Raw genomic sequence first — 19395 nt, forward strand, 5'->3', positions numbered from 1 at the left:
CTATATAAACGGTTTTTCAATTCAGCGCAGAATCTTAGCCGGTTTTGGCCATTAGCACTAGCCTGTTTGCCAGATCTGCTTCATTTATTGCTTCAGCCGGCCATTTTTTTGCGTGTTGTATCAATGTCGGCATGGCAGAATTCAGTGCCAGCCAGCTTTGGCTGGCTTGATCTCCCTGGCCGCAGTTGAACGCGGTATTCAGCGTTCGCCAGGTTTGGGCGGCAAGGGGAGGCAGATTATCGCAGTATCGTGCCATAAAAGCATCCAATTTTAGCAGATGAGCTTGCTCTTCTTGCTGATAGATGTGCCAGATGAAAGGTTTTGCGGCCCATTGAGCGCGTAAAAAGGAATCTTCGCCGCGAACTATGTTGAAATCACAGCTCCACAACAGGCGATCATAGCCGTTCTGATCTGTCATCGGCAGGACTTGCACCTTGAGTGCGCCGCGGCTGAAACTTTGACCGGCTTGCCAACTGGCGGGATCTTGCCAGTCGACCTTGGGTCCGGAGTCTTGGTTAAATTGCTCAAGCAAAGGCGCGATACAGCCTAAGCTGCGCCCCTTGGGGACTAACAATTGTACCCGCCGCTCACTCTGTTGCCAAAGCTTAAGCAGCGCATGCAAGGCTTGGGTCTCGTAGCTGAACAGGCTGATGAGGTAATCATCAGTGCTAATATCACTCAGCCCCATTTTTGCAAAGTGAGCCAAAGCGTGCTCAGGCGTTGCTTGCCAGGCATCACGCTCGCTAAATAGGGATTGCTCGCAGATGAGTCCGCCTGACTTTGGGGTAAAGCCCGGGAAGAAAAAAGTCTTCTTGACTCCTTTGAGTGCCGGTGAGCTGAGGCCGTGACAATCATCTATCCAGCTCTCGGCGCTGAGATAATCCAGGTTTATCCATTTGGGCGCCTTGGCAAGCTCAGGCAGGCTTGTAAGCACCTCCGAGGGTAAGTCGCAGGCAAAGGCTTCTATCAAAACTTCGCCCGGTTGCCAGGTCAGGGGCAGAGGAGCGCGCCAGTGGATGACTTCAACACCACCAAAGTGTTGACTGACAAGGGCCGGGTTTAGCTCAGGTAAAATGTGCGCGAAGCTGTTGAGATCATCGACCCACAAGCGTACCTCAATACCGTATTCGCCGGCCAGCTGCCGCGCCAGGCGCCAGGTAACGCCTATGTCGCCATAGTTGTCCACCACAGTACAGAAGATATCCCAATGACGCAGATTGTCGGCTTGCATCTTGTTTCTATTTTCCTGAGTAATAGCCAATAAAAAGGCGGCCATATAGGCCGCCGGAGACATACCGGGGAGCGAATATCAGTCTTCCAGCTCAGCCAGGCACATCTCTTCGTAAATCTGTTTAACCCAGGCGTCGACACGCTCTTCGGTCAACTCGGGTTGACGGTCTTCATCTATACCCAGACCAACAAAGTGCTTGTCGTCAACCAGCCCTTTAGAGGCTTCGAAGTTATAGCTGTCAGTCGGCCAGTGGCCAATGACTATTGCGCCGCGCTCTTCAACGATATCGCGGATCATGCCCATGGCATCAAGGAAGTACTCGGCATAGTCTTCCTGATCGCCGCAACCGAAAATGGCTACCAGCTTATCGGTAAAATCAATCTGCTCCAGCTCTGGGAAGAAGTCATCCCAGTCACATTGAGCTTCACCATAGTACCAGGTTGGGATCCCGAAGATCAGCAAGTCGTATTCGGCGATCTGCTCTTTGGTGCTCTTGGCGATATCTTTCACCTCAACCATCTTCTTGCCCAGTTTCTTCTGGATCATCTTGGCTACAGCTTCGGTGTTACCTGTATCGCTACCGAAAAAAAGACCTACAGTTGCCATTGTCTTTCCTTTAATGTCTAGTTCGCTATCTACTTCGATCTTTCCTGACAGGGGCTAACCTAGCTGCTCCTGAAGGATCAATTCTATTAACTGGCTGCGGCTGATGTTACTGGCCAAAGCCTTCTCATTCAAGGCGTCATATAAATCTTGTGACACTTTTAACTCTATTCGTTTCAGACCTTTCGCCCGATCCCGCATGATCTGGTTACGTTTATTCACCTTGAGCTGCTGCTCGCGGGGCAGAGGGTTGCTTCTAGGCCGTCCGCGGCGCTTTTCAGTGGCAAAAAGGTCTATGGTTGTTCTATCTGTTGCTTCTTTTGCCATTTGAAATCTGATGTTTAACCTATACCTGAGCCTTCCCAGGTCATTTGAATTATCCCCTTGACGACAAAGCCTGCACAACCAAGGAAGAGTACCAACCAAACAATAAAGCGACCAAACTTAGGCACGTTACCCTGATTGAGTACATCCCTGATGGCCATACCGATAAAAAAGAAAATTGCTGCGAAAAACAGATCCAGTCCAACGGCTTCTATCTGTTGCATATACTGGTTCAACACGCTGCAGCCTCCCGGTGTTCCCTAGCCAAAAAGAGGCGCGAATATAGCATATTGGTTCGGGGGCGGCTACCGCCTTTACCCACGCCCTGGCCTTGGATATTAATCGTTACTGTCAATGAAGTCGGACACTATACGGTTGAATATCGCCGGTTTCTGGGCGTGCAACCAATGTCCACACCCCTCAAGGGTCTTGGCTTTGACCTGAGGAAACTGAGTCACAATCTCTTTTTTGTAAGCGGCGGTCACATAATTTGACTCACTGCCGCGGATCATCAAGGTGGGCCCTTGATAGCTCAGTTGGCCGTCGCAGCGCTCAGGGCCGTTATGCCAACCTATGATAGCCGGATAACTGTCAATCAGCCCCGGTAAATTCATCTTCCACTCAAAGCCGGATTCGGTGCGGCGTAAGCTCTTGAGCAGAAACTGCGCCGTCGCCTCGTCGATGCCATGGTTCAAAAGATGTGCCAGCGCCTGACGTCTGTCTTTAATATCCAGCGGCATACTGCTTAGGCCGGCAAACACTGTTTCATGTCTCGGCGAATAGGCCACAGGCGCAATATCGGCGGCGGTCAAAGACTGTACCCGCTGCGGATAAGCCAGCGCCGTTGCCATGGCAATCTTGCCGCCCATGGAATGGCCCACCAGGTGCACCTTGTCTATCGCCAGTTTATCAAGCAGGGACACAAGCGCGTTTGCAAGCCCGGGATAATCCATTTGCGGCCAATGTTCGCTCTGGCCGTGATTGGGGCAATCGACTCTTATCACTTGGTGATTTTGCTCAAGCAGGGTCCCGAGCGATTTAAGATTATCCAAATCACCGAATAAGCCGTGGATCAGCAATACCGGACTACCGCTTCCGGTCGAGATAAAGTGCATACAGCCCCCTTCACAGTGAGTTTGTTGCCGGTATTTCAGCAGGGGGCAAATTCTGCGACAAAGGCCGGTATTTGACAAGGATGGATGCGGATTAAACATCGCTTTGATTGCTTTTTCAACAAATTGCAGTGCAAGTCTTAGGTTTGTAAGCCAATTATCTCATTTTGGCGCGATTCAGCCTTCCCCCGCAGGCGAGTTATGGCATACTTTGAGCCAAATCTCGTAGCCGCGACCACGGGCGCTATGACGGCAATGTCATGATGGCTACATAGAACAAGTTGAAACTAAAGGAATCGGGCCATGAAATATATTGAGGTGGATGAGGAACTGTATCGCTTTATTGCCGGGAAAACCGAAAGGATAGGTGAAAGTGCATCGGATATTCTTCGTCGACTGCTGGGCTTGGATGCGACGGCTGTTGAACCCAAGGCACCGGCTGACATCAGCCAGCCAAGCATGGAGCAGGGTTATCGTCCCAATACATTGCCCGAGGCCGAGCCAACCCTGGACTTTGACAATCTATTCAGCAGTGCGGCTATCGAAGCTCAAAAGGGGGCTGTTGGCCGTTTTTTGTTTGCCCTCGAATGCCTCTATAACCAGGACCCAAAAGGGTTTGAGCAGGTGCTGCAGGTTCAAGGGCGTGACCGTCTTTACTTTGCCACCTCGAAGGAAGCGCTATTGAAGGCCAGTAAATCGGCCAACCCCAAAGAAGTCGGCAGCAGTGGCTTTTGGGTAACCACCAATAACAACACTGCCAAGAAGCACACCATATTGACCGAAGTACTGGAAAAGATGGGCTGCGACGGCGACAAGGCCAAAGTAATAGCCGATCTGGCGCTGCCGATTAAAGCGTAAATCTGTTTATCAACATCTGTCATCATCAAGGAGTACTATTTTGGCTATTCATGAGCGGGCCGGTAAAAGGGCCATACAGAAGGATCTGGTTAATATTCCGCGGCTGATGAGCCATTATTATCGAATTGTCCCCAACTGTGATGACCCTGCCCAGAAAGTGAGTTTTGGCACCTCTGGGCACAGGGGCTGCTCCTTCAATGGCAGTTTCAATCAAAATCATATCTGGGCCATTACCCAGGCAGTGGTAGATTACCGCCAATCTCAGGGGATTGAAGGTTCGCTTTATTTGGGCATGGACACTCATGCCTTGTCCGAGGCTGCTTATATATCAGCCATTGAAGTCTTGCTGGCCAACAATGTGAAGTTGGTGGTGCAAGAGAGGCAGGGCTTTACGCCAACGCCTGTTATCTCCCATGCCATAGTTAGCGCAAACCGAAATGCCGCCGAGCTCAGTGATGGCATTATTATTACCCCGTCCCACAATCCACCGCAGGATGGTGGAATTAAGTACAATCCGCCCCATGGTGGGCCTGCTGAAGGTGAGATTACCGCCTGGATTGAGCAGCGAGCCAATGATTATCTCAAGGCACAGCTGGAAGGGGTCAGGAAACTCAACTATGGCGTAGCCGCCAGTATCGGACTCATCAAAGAGACCGATCTTATTGAGCCCTATGTTGCCGATCTCGCCTCTGTAATAAATATGCAAGCCATCAAAGATGCCGGCATTCGCATAGGTGTCGACCCCCTGGGCGGCTCAGGCATCCATTATTGGTCACATATTGCCGACCGTTATGGCGTGAATATCACAGTGGTCAACGATCGAGTCGATCCCAGTTTCGGCTTTATGCCACTGGATAAAGACGGCAAGATCCGTATGGACTGCTCGTCACCTTTTGCCATGGCAGGCTTGCTTAAGCACATGGATGAGTTTGATATCTGTCTTGGCAACGATCCTGACTACGACAGACACGGGATAGTCTGCCCAGAGACAGGGTTGATGGACCCCAACCACTTTTTGGCAGTGGCGATAGATTACCTGCTGGAACACAGACCCGATTGGCCACAGACGCTGCAAATAGGCAAGACCTTGGTTTCCAGTGGCATGATAGACAAGATTGTTGCCTCACACGGGCGCAAGCTTTGTGAAGTACCGGTTGGTTTCAAGTGGTTTGTCAGTGGCTTGAGTGAAGCCAGCCTGGCCTTTGGCGGCGAGGAGAGCGCCGGCGCCGCCTTCCTTCGCCGTAACGGTACAACTTGGTGCACGGACAAAGACGGTTTTATTCTCGGGCTGCTGGCCGCTGAAATCCTCGCCGTTACCGGCAAAAATCCAGCCGAGCGTTATGCAGAACTGGCTGCCATACACGGTGATTGCTTCTACAAACGGATAGACAGCCCAATCAATGCCAAGCAAAAGGCGCGTTTTGCCACCCTCAATGCAGATACCTTGGGGGCAGAGACTTTGGCTGGAGACAAGATTGAGGCGGTACTGACCAAGGCTCCCGGCAATGATGGTGCCATTGGCGGTATTAAGGTGTTAACTGACAACGGCTGGTTTGCCGCCAGACCATCAGGCACTGAGGCACTCTATAAAATTTACGCCGAAAGCTTTGTCAGCGAGCAGCATCTGCAGCAGATATTGGAACAGGCGAGAGCGCTGATAACCAGCGCCCTAAAAGGCAAGCCGAACTGAGCTTAAGAGATTGCCAGTTCAGTAAAAAAGCGCAGCCGTGAACACAGCTGCGCTTTTTTATTCCCGGGGTTCAATATTCCAGATGGCAACTGGGCAGGTTATTCTTCTGGATATAATCCTGATGATATTCTTCCGCACGATGAAACTGTTTCACTGGAACAATTTCCGTCACTATGTGCCGCTGCCCCCACTTCCCACTACGAGCTAATGCCAGTTTTGAGGCCTCAGCCTGCTCCTTTTGCTCTTTGCTGTGAAAAAAAATCACGCTCCGATACTGAGTGCCGATATCGCCCCCTTGGCGATTTAGGCTGGTAGGGTTGTGATTACGCCAGAAAACTTGCAGCAACTCTGTAAATGAAACCTGGGCTTCATCGAACTCCACCTGAACCACTTCGGCATGGCCGCTGTTGCCCTGTTTTACCTCTTCATAGTGATTGATTCTATCATCACCGCCCATATAACCACTGCTGGCGTTTAATACGCCGGGTACTTGGCGAAAGAAATACTCTACTCCCCAAAAACAACCGCCACCGAATGTTGCTACCGCCATTTAATTTACCTTCTAGATGTCCAGATGGCTAAAATTATGTGCAATAAGTTTTCCTGTCAAGTGTCGTGTTTGACTGATTTTGACTTGTGCATATAGCTAGCTCTCTTTTGAATAGGCCCTGGCCAGCTCGAGGTGGCTTTTGGCGACAGCCGTTTTGATAAAACTCCTGCGAAGCGAGGTAGTTAGTCACATAGCCAACAGGTTAAGCTGTGATACTATGAAACCTTGCTCTCTGGCGCTGGTCTCAACAAGCAAACGCATTTTGACAAGTTCCCAGGAGGCAGCGTTAATGGAAACAACAGCCAAAGCGGCAATAAGAAGGAGTATTTCGTGTTACAAGCCTTGAAGGATAATCCTGACTTCCTGTCATTGACTCTGGATAACCCCAATTCACTGGAAAGTGTTAGCGGCACGCTTGGCGACCACACCCGGATAGCGATTTGGGACACAGGAGTCTTGCTGTTCGAGCCTCTGGATAAACAAAGTGATAAAGATATTGTGCTGTCATCCGGGGTACACGGCAATGAAACTGCACCTATCGAGCTGTGCAATGGCATTATCAAGTCGCTGTTGAAGCAAGAGCTACGGGTAGGGCAGCGAGTACTTTTCATATTCGGTAACCCGGCGGCAATTAACCGTGGCACCCGTATTGTCGATGAAAACCTCAACCGACTGTTCAGTGGCGAGCATTCCAATCCCCCCGGGCTGGTGAACCCGGAGCGGATCCGCGCCAAGAAGCTGGAAACTTATGTCACACGTTTCTTCGAAGACGCACCACAAGGGGCAAGACAAAGGATCCATTACGATCTGCACACCGCCATTCGCGGCTCCAAGCATGAAAAGTTTGCCATCTATCCCTATCGACCGGGTAAGGCTTACAGCCGTGAACAATTGATGTTCTTGGAGGCAGCCGGAGTCGATACCGTGTTGCTGCATCACGAACCCACAACCACTTTCAGCTATTTCTCGTCAAATCAGTTTGGCGCCGACGCCTTTACCATTGAGCTGGGCAAGGTTTACCCCATGGGACAAAACGATATGACACGTTTTATCGCTACCCGGGAGATGCTGAGTCGTTTGATCTGCAAACAATCGCTCGAACTCGAGGAGCAGGCGCTTGAGCGGGTCAATATCTATCAGGTCTGTAGGGTCATCAATAAGCAGGCCGACGACTTTGAATTTACCTTCGCCAGTGATGTGGAAAACTTCAGCGCTTTCCCCAAGGGTTATGTGCTGGCGCGGGAAGCGGGCAGGGATATTCGAGTAGAACAGGACTCGGAAGCCGTGGTGTTTCCCAACGCCAAGGTGCCCATTGGCCAACGTACAGTAATCTGCCTAGTTCAAGCCAAAGAGGTGCCATTGGCCTGAATTGTAAACCAATATATACGCGCCGATCCCATGCTAGTTGGCAAAGCACCCATGGTGGGAGTTGCTTGCAAGTTTACGTTAACGTAATGTTCGGGGCGCGTACTGAAAAAATCGGTAGGGCCGGTTTCGAGCCGGACAAACCCAGAGACAACAAGAGCACACTATGAGCAACGCAACAAATATGAACGAGACGGTGCATCGGGTGAGTTTTTTGAACAAGGACTCGCTGCATATCCCTGTACTCAAAATACTTCAGGCCGACGGCACCACCTATGAAGAGGCGGTATTGCCCGTCATAGATGAAGCCCTGTCACGCAAGATATTCGATACCTGTGTCTTTACCCGTGTCCTGGACGAACGTATGTTGGGCGCCCAGCGTCAGGGAAGGATCAGTTTTTACATGACCTGTATCGGTGAAGAAGCCGCTGTTATCGGCAGTGCCGCCGCGCTGGATGACAAGGATGTGATCCTTGCCCAGTACCGCGAACATGCCGCACTGCGTTATCGCGGCTTTAGCACAGAGCAGTTTATGAACCAGATGTTCAGCAATGAGAAAGATCTGGGCAAAGGCCGGCAGATGCCTATTCACTACGGCAGCCGTGAACTCAACTACCAAACCATCTCTTCACCGCTGGCGACTCAGATCCCGCAGGCATCCGGTGTAGGCTACTCGCTGAAGATGCAAGGCAAGCGTAATGTCGCCATCTGTTACTTCGGTGAAGGTGCTGCCTCTGAAGGCGATTTCCATGCCGGTCTCAATATGGCCGCAGTTCATAAAGCGCCGGTTATCTTCTTTTGCCGTAACAACGGCTACGCCATCTCAACCCCTACGGAAGAGCAGTACGCCGGTAACGGCATAGCCAGCCGCGGCGTTGGTTATGGCATGCACACCATCAGAGTCGACGGTAACGATATGTTGGCGGTTCTGGCCGCAACTCAGCAAGCCAGAGCTTACGCGCTTGAAAACAACGCGCCTGTGCTGATTGAAGCCATGACCTACCGCCTGGGTGCCCACTCATCTTCCGACGATCCATCCGGTTATCGCTCCAAAGAGGAAGAAGCCAAGTGGCAACAGCACGACCCTGTGAAACGCTTCAAGTTGTGGCTGATCAACAAAGGCTGGCTCAAGGAAAGCGACGAGACCGAGCTGTATGAGAAGTATCGTGAGGAAGTGCTGGCCGCGGTAAAAGTGGCCGAAAAGGTTCCGGCACCAGCCATAGAAGCCATCATAGAAGACGTTTTTGATCAGCCGACTGCGGCGCTCAAGCAGCAATTAACCGAGCTTAAGGCCCATGTTGCCAAGTATCCGAAAGCCTATCCTAAAACAGCAGGGAGATCATAAGCGTGGCACAGATGAATATGTTACAGGCCATCAATAATGCCCTGACCATAGCGATGGAAGCCGACGACAAGATGCTGGTTTTCGGTGAAGACGTAGGCCATTTCGGCGGTGTGTTCCGGGCAACTTCCGGTTTGCAGGAAAAGTTTGGCCGTGAGCGCTGCTTCAATACTCCACTTACCGAGCAGGGGATTGCCGGCTTTGCCAACGGCCTGGCTTCCAACGGCATGACGCCGGTAGCGGAAATCCAGTTTGCCGACTACATCTTCCCGGCGTTCGATCAAATCGTCAACGAAGCAGCCAAGTTCAGATACCGAAGCGGCAACGAGTTTGATGTCGGCGGCCTGACCTTCAGAACCCCCTATGGCGGCGGCATTGCCGGCGGTCATTACCACTCCCAGTCACCGGAAGCCTACTTTACCCAAACGCCCGGTCTCAAGGTGGTGGTTCCCCGTAACCCCTACCAAGCCAAGGGTTTGCTGCTGGCTGCCATTCGCGATAGCAACCCTGTGGTCTTCTTCGAGCCCAAGCGCTTGTACCGCGCCTCTGTCGGCGATGTGCCGGAAGGCGATTATCAACTGGAGCTGGGTAAAGCCGAAGTGGTTCGTGAAGGTAAAGATATCACTCTGCTGGCCTGGGGCGCGCAGATGGAAATCATCGAGAAGGCGGCCGATATGGCCAAAGAGGAAGGTATTGACTGCGAAGTCATCGACCTTCGTACTCTGGCCCCGTGGGATGTGGAAACCGTGGCCGAGTCGGTGAAAAAGACCGGCAGATTGCTTATCAACCACGAAGCGCCACTGACCGGTGGTTTTGCCGGTGAAATTGCCGCTACCATCCAACAGGAATGTTTCCTGTATCTGGAGTCGCCCATCAGCCGGGTTTGTGGTCTGGATACGCCATATCCCTTAATCCATGAAAAAGAATATATGCCGGATGCGCTTAAAACCTTTGAAGCCATCAAGGCCTCGGTGAATTTTTAGGAGAGCCAGGATGATTAAAGATTTTATTTTGCCCGACATAGGCGAAGGTGTTGTCGAGTGTGAACTGGTGGAATGGTTGGTGGCAGAGGGGGATACCGTCGCCGAAGATCAACCTGTTTGTGATGTGATGACAGACAAGGCACTGGTGCAAATTCCTGCGCCTTTCCCGGGTGTTATCAGTAAGCTTTATTACGCCAAGGGTGAAATTGCCAAGGTGCATGAGCCTTTGTATGCCGTGGAAGTGGATGCTGCAGACAGCGAAGCGCCTGTACCTGCAGCCAGCGCCGATACTGCCGCATCGTCTAGCACTAACACTACGGCTAGCGCCGGCAGCCAGGTGGAAGACTTTATGCTGCCGGATATCGGCGAGGGCATAGTCGAGTGCGAACTGGTGGAGTGGCTGGTCGCAGAAGGCGACACTGTGGTTGAAGATCAACCTATCTGCGATGTAATGACAGACAAAGCACTGGTGCAAATTCCGGCGATGAAGGCCGGTAAAATTGTCAAGCTGCACTACCGTAAGGGGCAGTTGGCCCAGGTGCATCAGCCACTGTTTGCCATTGAAGTTGCCACTGAATCCACCAGTGCAGCCGTGGCTCAAACCGCTGCAGCAAGTGCTCCATCAAGCTCAGCATCTACCGTCTCTCAAGCCCAGACTCAAGCCCAGAGCAGCTCGCAAACTGCCGCCTGCGGTATGGTGGCCCAGGGCAAGGCGCTGGCGAGCCCAGCGGTAAGACGTATGGCTCGCAGCCTGGATGTTGATATCGCCAAAGTGCCTGGCAGCGGTAAAAACGGCCGGGTCTACAAAGAAGATATCGAGCGTTTCCTTAAAGGCGCGACCCCTCAGGTACAAACCCAAACTTTGGCAGAGGGCCAAGTGCAAGCCAGCAAAGCGGCAACGGCAAGCGATAGGGTTGAGCCTATCAAGGGCGTTCGCGCCGTGATGGCGCGGATGATGACAGAGTCCGTCTCCAGCATTCCGCACTTTACTTACTGCGAAGAGCTGGACTTGACCGAGCTTATCGCCCTTCGTGAAGCGATGAAGGCCAAGTACTCCAATGACGAGCTTAAGTTGACCATGATGCCTTTCTTTATGAAGGCCATGTCGCTGGCGCTGACCGAGTTTCCGGTGATCAACAGCCGAGTGAACGCCGATTGTACCGAACTCACCTATCTTGGTCGTCACAACATAGGGATGGCCGTCGACTCCAAGGTCGGTTTGTTGGTGCCCAACGTCAAGGATGTGCAGGATAAGTCGATTCTGGATGTTGCTGCCGAAGTGACCCGTCTGACCCAGGCTGCGCGCTCAGGTAGAGTGGCGCCTGCCGATCTTAAAGATGGCAGCATCTCCATCTCCAACATAGGCGCGCTGGGCGGCACTGTGGCAACGCCCATTATCAACAAACCCGAAGTGGCGATTGTGGCTTTGGGTAAGGTGCAAACCCTGCCGCGCTTTAATGCCAAGGGTAAGGTAGAAGCCCGTAAACTGATGCAGGTCAGTTGGTCAGGCGATCACAGAGTGATAGATGGCGGCACCATTGCCCGCTTCTGTAATCAGTGGAAACAATATCTCGAGCAGCCGCAGGAAATGCTGTTGGCGATGAGATAAGATTGGAGGCCCCGCAATGCGGGGCCTTGTTTTAGGTGTGTTTCGGGAGCAAGATTACTCCTGCCTGCTTAAGGCAATGGCTTTATTTGATCCTGAGCACAAAGTGGTTACGATTTGATGGCAGATTTCGTATAATTGCCAACAGTATTAGTCGCATTGGGTCTGTTATGAGTCAGGTAGCACCAAGCATAGAAAATATTCAATATCCTTTCCCGCCAAAACCGGTTCCCTTGTCTGAACAGGAAAAAAGCGAATACAAAGCCAGGATTAAGCAACTGCTCAAAGAGCAGAATGCGGTGCTGGTTGCCCATTACTATACGGACCCTGAAATTCAGGCTCTGGCCGAGGAAACCGGTGGCTGCGTTTCCGACTCGCTCGAAATGGCGCGTTTTGGTCGTGATCATCCCGCCAAAACGCTCATCGTTGCCGGGGTTAAGTTTATGGGGGAAACCGCCAAGATCCTGAGCCCGGAAAAAACCATTCTGATGCCGACTCTGGAAGCCACCTGTTCTTTGGATGTTGGTTGTCCTATTGAGCAATTTAGTGCTTTCTGCGACGCGCATCCGGATCACACGGTAGTGGTCTATGCCAACACGTCGGCTGCGGTCAAAGCCCGAGCCGATTGGGTGGTGACTTCCAGCATAGCACTGGAGATCGTGGAGCACCTGGACAGTGAAGGCAAGAAAATCATCTGGGGGCCGGATCGTCACTTGGGCAGTTATATTGCCAAGCAAACTGGTGCCGAGATGTTGATGTGGCAGGGCGAGTGTATTGTGCACGATGAATTCAAGGCCAACGCCTTGCGTCAATTAAAGGCGCTGCACCCGAACGCCGCCATTCTGGTTCACCCTGAATCTCCGGCGAGCGTTGTGGAAATGGCCGATGCCGTAGGTTCAACCAGCCAGTTGATCAAGGCTGCCCAGACCATGGACAATGATACCTTTATCGTGGCCACCGATAGAGGCATCTTCTATAAGATGCAACAGGCAGCGCCGGGCAAGACCCTGATAGAAGCCCCAACCGGCGGTGAAGGTGCCACTTGCCGCAGCTGTGCTCACTGCCCCTGGATGGCAATGAATGGTCTCAAGGCGATTGCCAGCGCGCTGGAAAACCAGGACAACAGTCAACATGAGATTTTCGTCGATGAAGCGCTGCGTCAAGGCGCTTTGGTGCCGCTGACTCGAATGTTGGATTTTGCCAAAACCCTCAATATGCAGGTCAAAGGCAACGCCTGAATAGTTCAAACTGTTTTTTATTCGACAAGCCAATAAAGAGCCTACATTTGTAGGCTCTTTTTCCATTGACATCCATTGGCATCGACTATACTTGCCAACGTATGCTGAAAAATAAATTTCATATTAATAAATGAATTAGTTAGCTGCTTAAAGGATGCATCAATGAAATGGCAATGGATTGAAAATCTTCCTCTGAAACACAAATTTCTCTTGGTTATCCTGCCGCCTTTTATCGCGGCAACCCTATTTGGTATTTTATTGTTCAGCGATCGACTGTCACTCGCCGATGGTCTGGAAGAGGTGCTGGATCTCAGCGAGTTGGCGGTGGTCAACTCGGCGCTGGTACATGAACTGCAAAAAGAGCGCGGCATGAGCGCGGGTTATCTCGGTTCAAAGGGCAAGAGTTTTGCCGATAAACTACCGGGCCAGCGGCAACTCACAGATAAACAACTCCAGCAATTTAATGATTTCTTGAATAATCATCAGCTTCCCGCCGATTTTGCTACTGATTTAACGATAGCATTGCCCGTTTGCAAGACATTCGCAATCTGGTAGATAGACAAGGGATAAGCGTTGCCGAAGAAGTGGCATTTTACACTGAGCTGAATAAATTACTGCTGTCGATAGTCGATCTTAGTGTGCAGAAGGGCGGCGATCAACAGATTGCCATCAAGGCCGCCGCTTTTTCGGCGTTTTTGCAGATGAAGGAACGCGCAGGTATCGAGCGGGCGGTACTGAGTTCAACCTTCGGACAGAGTGAATTCAAACCCGGAGTATATCGTAAATTTATCACTCTGGTTTCTGAGCAAAACGCTTACCAGGAAAGGTTTGTGGCCTTGGCTGATGAAACCGCCCGCAAGGATTTACAGGCATTGCAAACCCAAGCTGCTGTCGCCGAAGTCGCTCGCTTGAGGGAATTGGCTTATGGCCAGAAAGCCGAGGATCTCAAGTCCCAATCTCCGGAGATCTGGTTTAATCAGTCGACAGTACGCATCAATCTGTTACATGAACTTGAGCAGAAGCTGTCTAATAAACTCCTGGCCGAGACCTTGAACAAACAGCAAAATGCTACTAACCAAACCTGGATAGTACTTGGGGTTATGGTGTTTGGTTTAATCATTGTCAGTCTGGTCTCCAGCATCATACTCAAATATCTGCATAGCAGCTTGCGGGAATTGCATCAGGGCGTTACCCGAGCCCGGGCTCACTATGACTTAAGTGTGCGTTTGCCCCATACGGGTAAAGATGAGTTTGGTGAGCTGGCTGAATCCTTCAATAGTATGATGGCCGACTTTGAGCAGGTGATACTGCGGGTTCGCTCCAGTAGTAAGACCTTGCTGGGAGTGGTACAACAGATGGAACAGCATTCTACTCAGATGCAGGCCGATGTAGCGGTTGGCTCCAGCGAGACAGAGCAAGTGGCATCGGCGATGACAGAAATGAGTTCAACCGTACAGGAAATTGCCTCCAATGCGGTACGGGCCTCTGAAGCATCCAATCAAGCCAGCACTGAGGCCAGGGAAGGGAGCCTGGAAGTGGGGCGCACGGCATCGGCCATCAATGAACTGGCTGAAGAAATTAGTTATGCCGCCGATGCAATATCCAAACTGGATAAAGATATTCACGGCATTGTCAGTGTGTTGGAGGTCATCAGTGGCATAGCCGAGCAGACCAATCTCCTGGCGCTTAATGCCGCCATCGAAGCCGCCCGGGCCGGCGAAATGGGCCGCGGCTTTGCCGTGGTGGCCGATGAGGTGCGCAATCTGGCGCAGCGGGCACAATCTTCCACCGAAGATATCCGTAATATGACAGAAAGGCTCAAACAGGGCGCCGAAGTAGCGGTAGCCGCTATCACCAAAGGCAAGGCTCAGGCCGGCATCAGTGTTGATGAGGCAAACCGCGCCGGTGAGGAGCTCAGGCGCATAGTTGAACACGTGGAAGTTATTGATAGCATGAATGAACAGATAGCTGCCGCAACCCATGAGCAGTCGGCCGTATCAGAAGAGGTGAATCGCAATGCGATGCAGATCAGTGATATCTACCGCAATACCCAGGATATAGCCAATGAGCTTGGCAAACTCAACGAACTGCTGATTAAAGACGCCAACAAAATGAGCGATGAGGTAAGTAAATTCCGCTTAAACGAACACTGATTGAAGTATTTTTCATCGCCTTTGCTCAGCAAACACGCAAACGGAGATTAAGGCGGATTTTTGCTTGACCGGCATTCGCCTTTTGCGTAAAGTACCGCTCCATCAAGGGGATAGAGATATCACTCCTGATAGTTGTGTTGATACCCACAGTAAAAAGTATCGAAACGGTGAGGTGTCCGAGTGGCTGAAGGAGCACGCCTGGAAAGTGTGTATACGGCAACGTATCGAGGGTTCGAATCCCTCCTTCACCGCCAGATAAAAAAAACCCGACCTTATGGTCGGGTTTTTGCTTTTCTGAGCATAGTCCTTTGAATGATAGCGGCTGCGCAGTCAAGATTCCCAACCTTTCTGCAGCAAATTAGCTTTGTACGACTAATCCTGACGTATGCGGCACAGCTTGTGAGAGGGGGATCCATAATATCAACACATTAGCCGATTTGATTTTATCCCAGTAAGTTGGGAAACAGCCCCTTAAAACCTGCGGCTATTACCTCAATGCCAATGGATAGCATCAAGAGTCCCATCAGACGGGTGATCACGTTGATCCCTGTTTTACCGAGGAGCTTATTGATGACCGAAGCCATTCGGAACAATGCAAAGCTGAGCAGACCAAACAGCGCTACAGTCACCGACATGGCCAGCAGATTAGCCAGGCCTTTATGCTCGGCGGCAAAGACGATAACTGAGCTGATAGCCCCTGGGCCAGCCATTAGAGGCAAAGCCAGCGGTACCACAGCCACAGATTCCATCGCCGAGGCTTCTCTGTCTTCTTCCTGGTTGCGTTTCACCTCGCCAAGCTTTCCCTGCAACATGGACATGGCGATGATGGCAATCAGTGTACCGCCGGCAATTCGGAATGCCGACAGCGAAATACTGAACATATTCAATATATACTGACCCGCCACTGTGGTAACCAAGAGGATTACCACCACGGCAAAGTTGGATATTTTAGCGGTATGGTTACGCTCAGCCTCAGTCTGGTGACTGGTCAGGCTGACAAATACCGGCAACAGGCCCACCGGGTTGATGATAGCCACCAGTCCGAGGAAAAATTTAACGTACAGGGTCAAATCCAATTTCGTATCCTTCCAGTGTAGGGAACTCACCGGGAAACAGTAACTTGAGACGGTGCATACTCTACCCTAAGTTAACAAACCCCAGAAATGAGATTTTCTATACTTGGTCACAACTTCGAATAAATTTTCGTAATATCAGTGCAGTCAAAGCTGCAGTATAGTCGATTCTAATACAAAGATTTTTTCTATGCTTGAATCTGATTTAACGTTGTTGAATTACATAAAACGCCATGCCTGTGGCCAAGATCACAGATGTCCACCCGGTTTGGATGTAATTTTATTTCATGTGAGAGAGTTTAACCAAGATGAGCCTTTGTTAAATTTTTTTTACGGGAAACTGATTATGAAAGTCACCAATACTCAGGAACTGGATCTGCTACTGGAAAGAGTCAGCCAGGCTCAGGCGAAATTCGCAGGTTTCAGTCAGCAGCAAGTCGATAAGATATTTCGCGCCGCCGCGCTGGCTGCCGCCGATGCCAGAATAGCGTTGGCAAAACAGGCCGCCGCCGAAACCTCCATGGGAGTGCTGGAGGATAAAGTGATTAAAAACCACTTTGCTTCCGAGTATATCTATAACAAGTACAAAGATGAAAAGACCTGCGGCATTCTGGAAGAAGACGACACCTTCGGCACCATCACAATTGCCGAACCCGTGGGGATCATCTGCGGCATAGTACCGACAACCAATCCTACTTCCACCGCTATCTTCAAGGCGCTTATCAGCCTGAAAACCCGTAATGCCATCGTCTTCTCCCCGCACCCCAGAGCCAAGGCATCCACAGTCGCAGCCGCCCGAATAGTACTGGATGCCGCCATTAAGGCCGGAGCTCCCGAGGACATTATAGGCTGGATAGATGAACCCAGCGTCGCACTTTCCAATCACCTGATGACCCACGAAAAGATAAATCTTATTCTGGCCACCGGCGGCCCGGGTATGGTGAAAGCCGCTTACTCTTCCGGGAAACCTGCCATAGGTGTCGGCGCAGGTAATACACCTGTGGTTATTGATGAAACCGCGGATATCAAACGCGCGGTGGCTTCCATATTGATGTCAAAAACCTTTGATAACGGTGTGGTATGCGCCTCTGAACAAGCGGTCGTGGTACTCGATAGCGTCTACCAAGCAGTACGGGAGCGTTTTGCTCATCATGGCGGTTACCTGCTCAATGACGAAGAATGCCTTGCCGTGAAACAGGTTATCCTCAAAGATGGCGCGCTCAATGCCGCCATAGTTGGCCAGAGTGCGGCGCGCATTGCCGAAATGGCCGGCTTTAGCGTACCGAGCTGGACCAAGGTACTGATCGGTGAGGTGGATGAAATCACCGAAGCCGAAGCCTTCGCCCATGAAAAGCTTTCGCCGCTGCTTGGTATGTACCGCGCCAACGACTTTGATGAGGCGCTGGATAAGGCCGATGCCTTGGTGAAACTCGGTGGTATCGGTCATACCTCTGGACTCTATACAGATCAAGATACCCAGGTGCAGCGGGTCAAGCGTTTCGGTGAGCGGATGAAAACAGCTCGAATTCTGATAAACACCCCGGCATCTCAAGGCGGGATTGGCGATCTCTATAACTTCAAGCTGGCACCTTCTCTCACTTTGGGCTGTGGCTCCTGGGGGGGGAACTCGATTTCGGAGAACGTGGGCCCGAGTCATCTTATCAACAAGAAAACTGTCGCCAAGAGGGCCGAGAATATGTTGTGGCACAAACTTCCATCCTCCATTTATTTCCGCCGCGGTAGTCTACCTATTGCCCTGGAGGAGTTGGCCGACAAACGCCGCGCCTTGATAGTGACAGACAAGTTCTTGTTCAATAATGGCTACTGTGATGAAACCGTCAAGATCCTCAAGGGCTTGGGGCTGGATACCGAAGTGTTTTATGAAGTGGAGGCCGATCCTACCTTAGCAGTAGTTCGCGCCGGCACCAAGGTGGCCGAGAGTTTCCAACCGGATGTGATCATCGCACTGGGCGGTGGCTCCCCTATGGACGCTGCCAAGATCATCTGGGTGATGTATGAACATCCTCAGGTGGACTTTGCCGATCTGGCGCTGCGTTTCATGGATATTCGTAAACGTATTTACAAGTTCCCCAAACTTGGGCGCAAGGCCAAGATGGTCGCTATCCCCACCACGTCGGGCACAGGCTCTGAAGTCACACCATTTGCCGTGGTGACTGATGAGCAGACAGGTGCCAAGTATCCTATCGCAGATTATGAACTGACCCCCAACATGGCGATTGTGGATCCCAACCTGGTGATGAACATGCCCAAGTCCTTAACCGCCTTTGGCGGGATAGATGCCATTACCCATGCCTTGGAAGCCTATGTCAGCGTGATGGCCAATGAGTACAGTGACGGCCAGGCATTGCAGGCCTTGGATCTTCTGGTTACGCACCTGCCCAAGGCCTACGAAGAGGGCGCCGCGGCGCCGATTGCCCGCGAAAAAGTGCACAACGGCGCCACCATTGCCGGTATCGCCTTTGCCAACGCTTTCCTGGGCATATGTCACTCTATGGCTCACAAACTGGGCGCCGAGTTCCATCTGCCACACGGCTTGGCCAATGCACTGCTCATAAGCAATGTCATCCGTTTCAACGCCACCGACCTGCCGACCAAGCAAGCCGCCTTCAGCCAGTATGACAGGCCCAAGGCGCTCTGCCGCTATGCTGCCATTGCTGATCATCTCAAGCTGACAGACGCCGAGCTGAGTGACACCGAAAAAGTCGAGCGTTTGATAGCCAAAATTGAGCAGTTGAAGCTGGCTTTGGGGATCCCGGGGTCGATTCAGGAAGCCGGTGTCACAGAAGCCGATTTCCTGGATAAGCTCGATGAACTGGCTGAAGATGCTTTTGATGATCAGTGTACAGGTGCCAACCCCAGGTATCCTCTGATCAGTGAGTTAAAAGCCCTGTTGCTGGCAAGCTTCTACGGCGAGGTTTACCGCGACTAACAATAGCCTTGTCCTAGAAGCAAAATACCGCTCACTTACAATGAGCGGTATTTTTTAGCGTGACACAGAATTTTGAACACCTTCTGTTCAACCCATATGGAAGCACGGCGCCCTAGCACACAATCATCCTTTATATTCCGGTTGCCCAAAAAGTTAAAATTAAACAATATAAAAACTCGTTTAAGAAGCTTCTTTATGCCAGATACTCTTTGTTTTTCCGCGCGTGAAATGCTTCTTCTGTAATTAGTTACTTTTCCATAGCAGCTTGAAATGGCTTCACTATTGTCTTCACCGTTGTCTTCACTATGGTCACATGC

15 protein-coding genes, 1 tRNA gene and 1 pseudogene are annotated in these 19395 nt (G+C 51.3%); 10 read left to right on the forward strand and 7 right to left on the reverse strand.

Annotation, left to right across the window (positions count from 1 at the left end; genetic code table 11):
* Positions 1 to 34 precede the first annotated feature (34 nt).
* The 5 genes from earP to CX650_RS16410 form a co-directional block, all read right to left on the reverse strand.
* Positions 35 to 1231 carry an elongation factor P maturation arginine rhamnosyltransferase EarP gene (gene earP, locus CX650_RS16390; protein WP_101096538.1) on the reverse strand — a complete coding sequence of 399 codons (1197 nt, stop codon included), beginning with the start codon at positions 1229 to 1231 and terminating at the stop codon, positions 35 to 37.
* A 78-nt stretch (positions 1232 to 1309) separates the two neighbouring features.
* Entirely contained in the window at positions 1310 to 1837 is a 528-nt protein-coding gene (fldA, locus tag CX650_RS16395) for a flavodoxin FldA (RefSeq protein ID WP_039033015.1), read from the reverse strand.
* 54 nt (positions 1838 to 1891) lie between these two features.
* On the reverse strand, positions 1892 to 2161 hold the full coding sequence (gene ybfE, locus CX650_RS16400) for a LexA regulated protein (protein ID WP_025010403.1): 270 nt from the start codon (positions 2159 to 2161) through the stop codon (positions 1892 to 1894).
* Between the two features lie 14 nt (positions 2162 to 2175).
* On the reverse strand, positions 2176 to 2397 hold the full coding sequence (locus tag CX650_RS16405; RefSeq protein ID WP_039033014.1) for a DUF2788 domain-containing protein: 222 nt from the start codon (positions 2395 to 2397) through the stop codon (positions 2176 to 2178).
* A gap of 99 nt (positions 2398 to 2496) precedes the next feature.
* On the reverse strand, positions 2497 to 3273 hold the full coding sequence (locus tag CX650_RS16410) for an alpha/beta fold hydrolase (RefSeq protein ID WP_101096440.1): 777 nt from the start codon (positions 3271 to 3273) through the stop codon (positions 2497 to 2499).
* 300 nt (positions 3274 to 3573) lie between these two features.
* On the opposite strand from CX650_RS16410, the gene seqA reads away from it, so the two are divergent.
* Complete coding sequence (gene seqA / locus CX650_RS16415) at positions 3574 to 4128, forward strand: replication initiation negative regulator SeqA (protein WP_101096441.1); 555 nt, start codon at positions 3574 to 3576, stop codon at positions 4126 to 4128.
* A gap of 40 nt (positions 4129 to 4168) precedes the next feature.
* Positions 4169 to 5818: a phosphoglucomutase (alpha-D-glucose-1,6-bisphosphate-dependent) gene (pgm, locus tag CX650_RS16420; RefSeq protein ID WP_101096442.1), complete on the forward strand. Its 1650-nt coding sequence runs from the start codon at positions 4169 to 4171 to the stop codon at positions 5816 to 5818.
* Positions 5819 to 5888: 70 nt separating this feature from the next.
* Here the strand turns inward: pgm and msrA are convergent, their stop codons facing one another.
* Positions 5889 to 6368 (reverse strand): peptide-methionine (S)-S-oxide reductase MsrA, encoded by a 480-nt coding sequence (gene msrA, locus CX650_RS16425; RefSeq protein ID WP_101096443.1) that lies wholly within the window; start codon positions 6366 to 6368, stop codon positions 5889 to 5891.
* A 330-nt stretch (positions 6369 to 6698) separates the two neighbouring features.
* Between msrA and astE the strand changes: the two genes are divergently transcribed.
* The 7 genes and pseudogenes from astE (at position 6699) to CX650_RS16460 (ending at position 15309) form a co-directional block, all read left to right on the forward strand.
* Positions 6699 to 7736 (forward strand): succinylglutamate desuccinylase, encoded by a 1038-nt coding sequence (gene astE, locus CX650_RS16430; protein ID WP_101096444.1) that lies wholly within the window; start codon positions 6699 to 6701, stop codon positions 7734 to 7736.
* Positions 7737 to 7899: 163 nt separating this feature from the next.
* Positions 7900 to 9078: a thiamine pyrophosphate-dependent dehydrogenase E1 component subunit alpha gene (locus CX650_RS16435; protein WP_039033008.1), complete on the forward strand. Its 1179-nt coding sequence runs from the start codon at positions 7900 to 7902 to the stop codon at positions 9076 to 9078.
* A gap of 2 nt (positions 9079 to 9080) precedes the next feature.
* On the forward strand, positions 9081 to 10058 hold the full coding sequence (locus CX650_RS16440; protein ID WP_039033007.1) for an alpha-ketoacid dehydrogenase subunit beta: 978 nt from the start codon (positions 9081 to 9083) through the stop codon (positions 10056 to 10058).
* A gap of 10 nt (positions 10059 to 10068) precedes the next feature.
* Positions 10069 to 11667, forward strand: a complete 1599-nt coding sequence (locus tag CX650_RS16445) for a dihydrolipoyllysine-residue acetyltransferase (RefSeq protein ID WP_101096445.1) — start codon at positions 10069 to 10071, stop codon at positions 11665 to 11667.
* Between the two features lie 167 nt (positions 11668 to 11834).
* The gene (nadA, locus tag CX650_RS16450; protein WP_039033005.1) at positions 11835 to 12902 is read left to right on the forward strand and encodes a quinolinate synthase NadA; all 1068 of its coding nucleotides are present in this window, start codon (positions 11835 to 11837) and stop codon (positions 12900 to 12902) included.
* 162 nt (positions 12903 to 13064) lie between these two features.
* A pseudogene (locus CX650_RS16455) lies at positions 13065 to 15055 on the forward strand (methyl-accepting chemotaxis protein).
* Positions 15056 to 15221: 166 nt separating this feature from the next.
* Positions 15222 to 15309, forward strand: a tRNA-Ser gene (locus tag CX650_RS16460).
* A 189-nt stretch (positions 15310 to 15498) separates the two neighbouring features.
* On the opposite strand, the gene CX650_RS16465 is transcribed toward CX650_RS16460, so the two are convergent.
* On the reverse strand, positions 15499 to 16131 hold the full coding sequence (locus tag CX650_RS16465; RefSeq protein WP_025010407.1) for a YchE family NAAT transporter: 633 nt from the start codon (positions 16129 to 16131) through the stop codon (positions 15499 to 15501).
* A gap of 343 nt (positions 16132 to 16474) precedes the next feature.
* Here CX650_RS16465 and adhE point away from each other — a divergent pair, with 343 nt between their 5' ends.
* Positions 16475 to 19078 carry a bifunctional acetaldehyde-CoA/alcohol dehydrogenase gene (adhE, locus tag CX650_RS16470; protein ID WP_101096539.1) on the forward strand — a complete coding sequence of 868 codons (2604 nt, stop codon included), beginning with the start codon at positions 16475 to 16477 and terminating at the stop codon, positions 19076 to 19078.
* Positions 19079 to 19395: the final 317 nt, after the last annotated feature.

Source organism: Shewanella indica, from assembly GCF_002836975.1.
Taxonomy (GTDB): Bacteria; Pseudomonadota; Gammaproteobacteria; order Enterobacterales; family Shewanellaceae; genus Shewanella; species Shewanella indica.

Bases quoted from the DNA above. Each gene is read 5' to 3' on its own strand.
- msrA (WP_101096443.1), bottom strand. From the start codon at position 6,368: ATGGCGGTAGCAACATTCGGTGGCGGTTGTTTTTGGGGAGTAGAGTAT.
- CX650_RS16445 (WP_101096445.1), top strand. From the start codon at position 10,069: ATGATTAAAGATTTTATTTTGCCCGACATAGGCGAAGGTGTTGTCGAG.
- CX650_RS16410 (WP_101096440.1), bottom strand. From the start codon at position 3,273: ATGCACTTTATCTCGACCGGAAGCGGTAGTCCGGTATTGCTGATCCAC.
- CX650_RS16435 (WP_039033008.1), top strand. From the start codon at position 7,900: ATGAGCAACGCAACAAATATGAACGAGACGGTGCATCGGGTGAGTTTT.
- earP (WP_101096538.1), bottom strand. From the start codon at position 1,231: ATGCAAGCCGACAATCTGCGTCATTGGGATATCTTCTGTACTGTGGTG.
- seqA (WP_101096441.1), top strand. From the start codon at position 3,574: ATGAAATATATTGAGGTGGATGAGGAACTGTATCGCTTTATTGCCGGG.
- nadA (WP_039033005.1), top strand. From the start codon at position 11,835: ATGAGTCAGGTAGCACCAAGCATAGAAAATATTCAATATCCTTTCCCG.
- fldA (WP_039033015.1), bottom strand. From the start codon at position 1,837: ATGGCAACTGTAGGTCTTTTTTTCGGTAGCGATACAGGTAACACCGAA.
- adhE (WP_101096539.1), top strand. From the start codon at position 16,475: ATGAAAGTCACCAATACTCAGGAACTGGATCTGCTACTGGAAAGAGTC.
- ybfE (WP_025010403.1), bottom strand. From the start codon at position 2,161: ATGGCAAAAGAAGCAACAGATAGAACAACCATAGACCTTTTTGCCACT.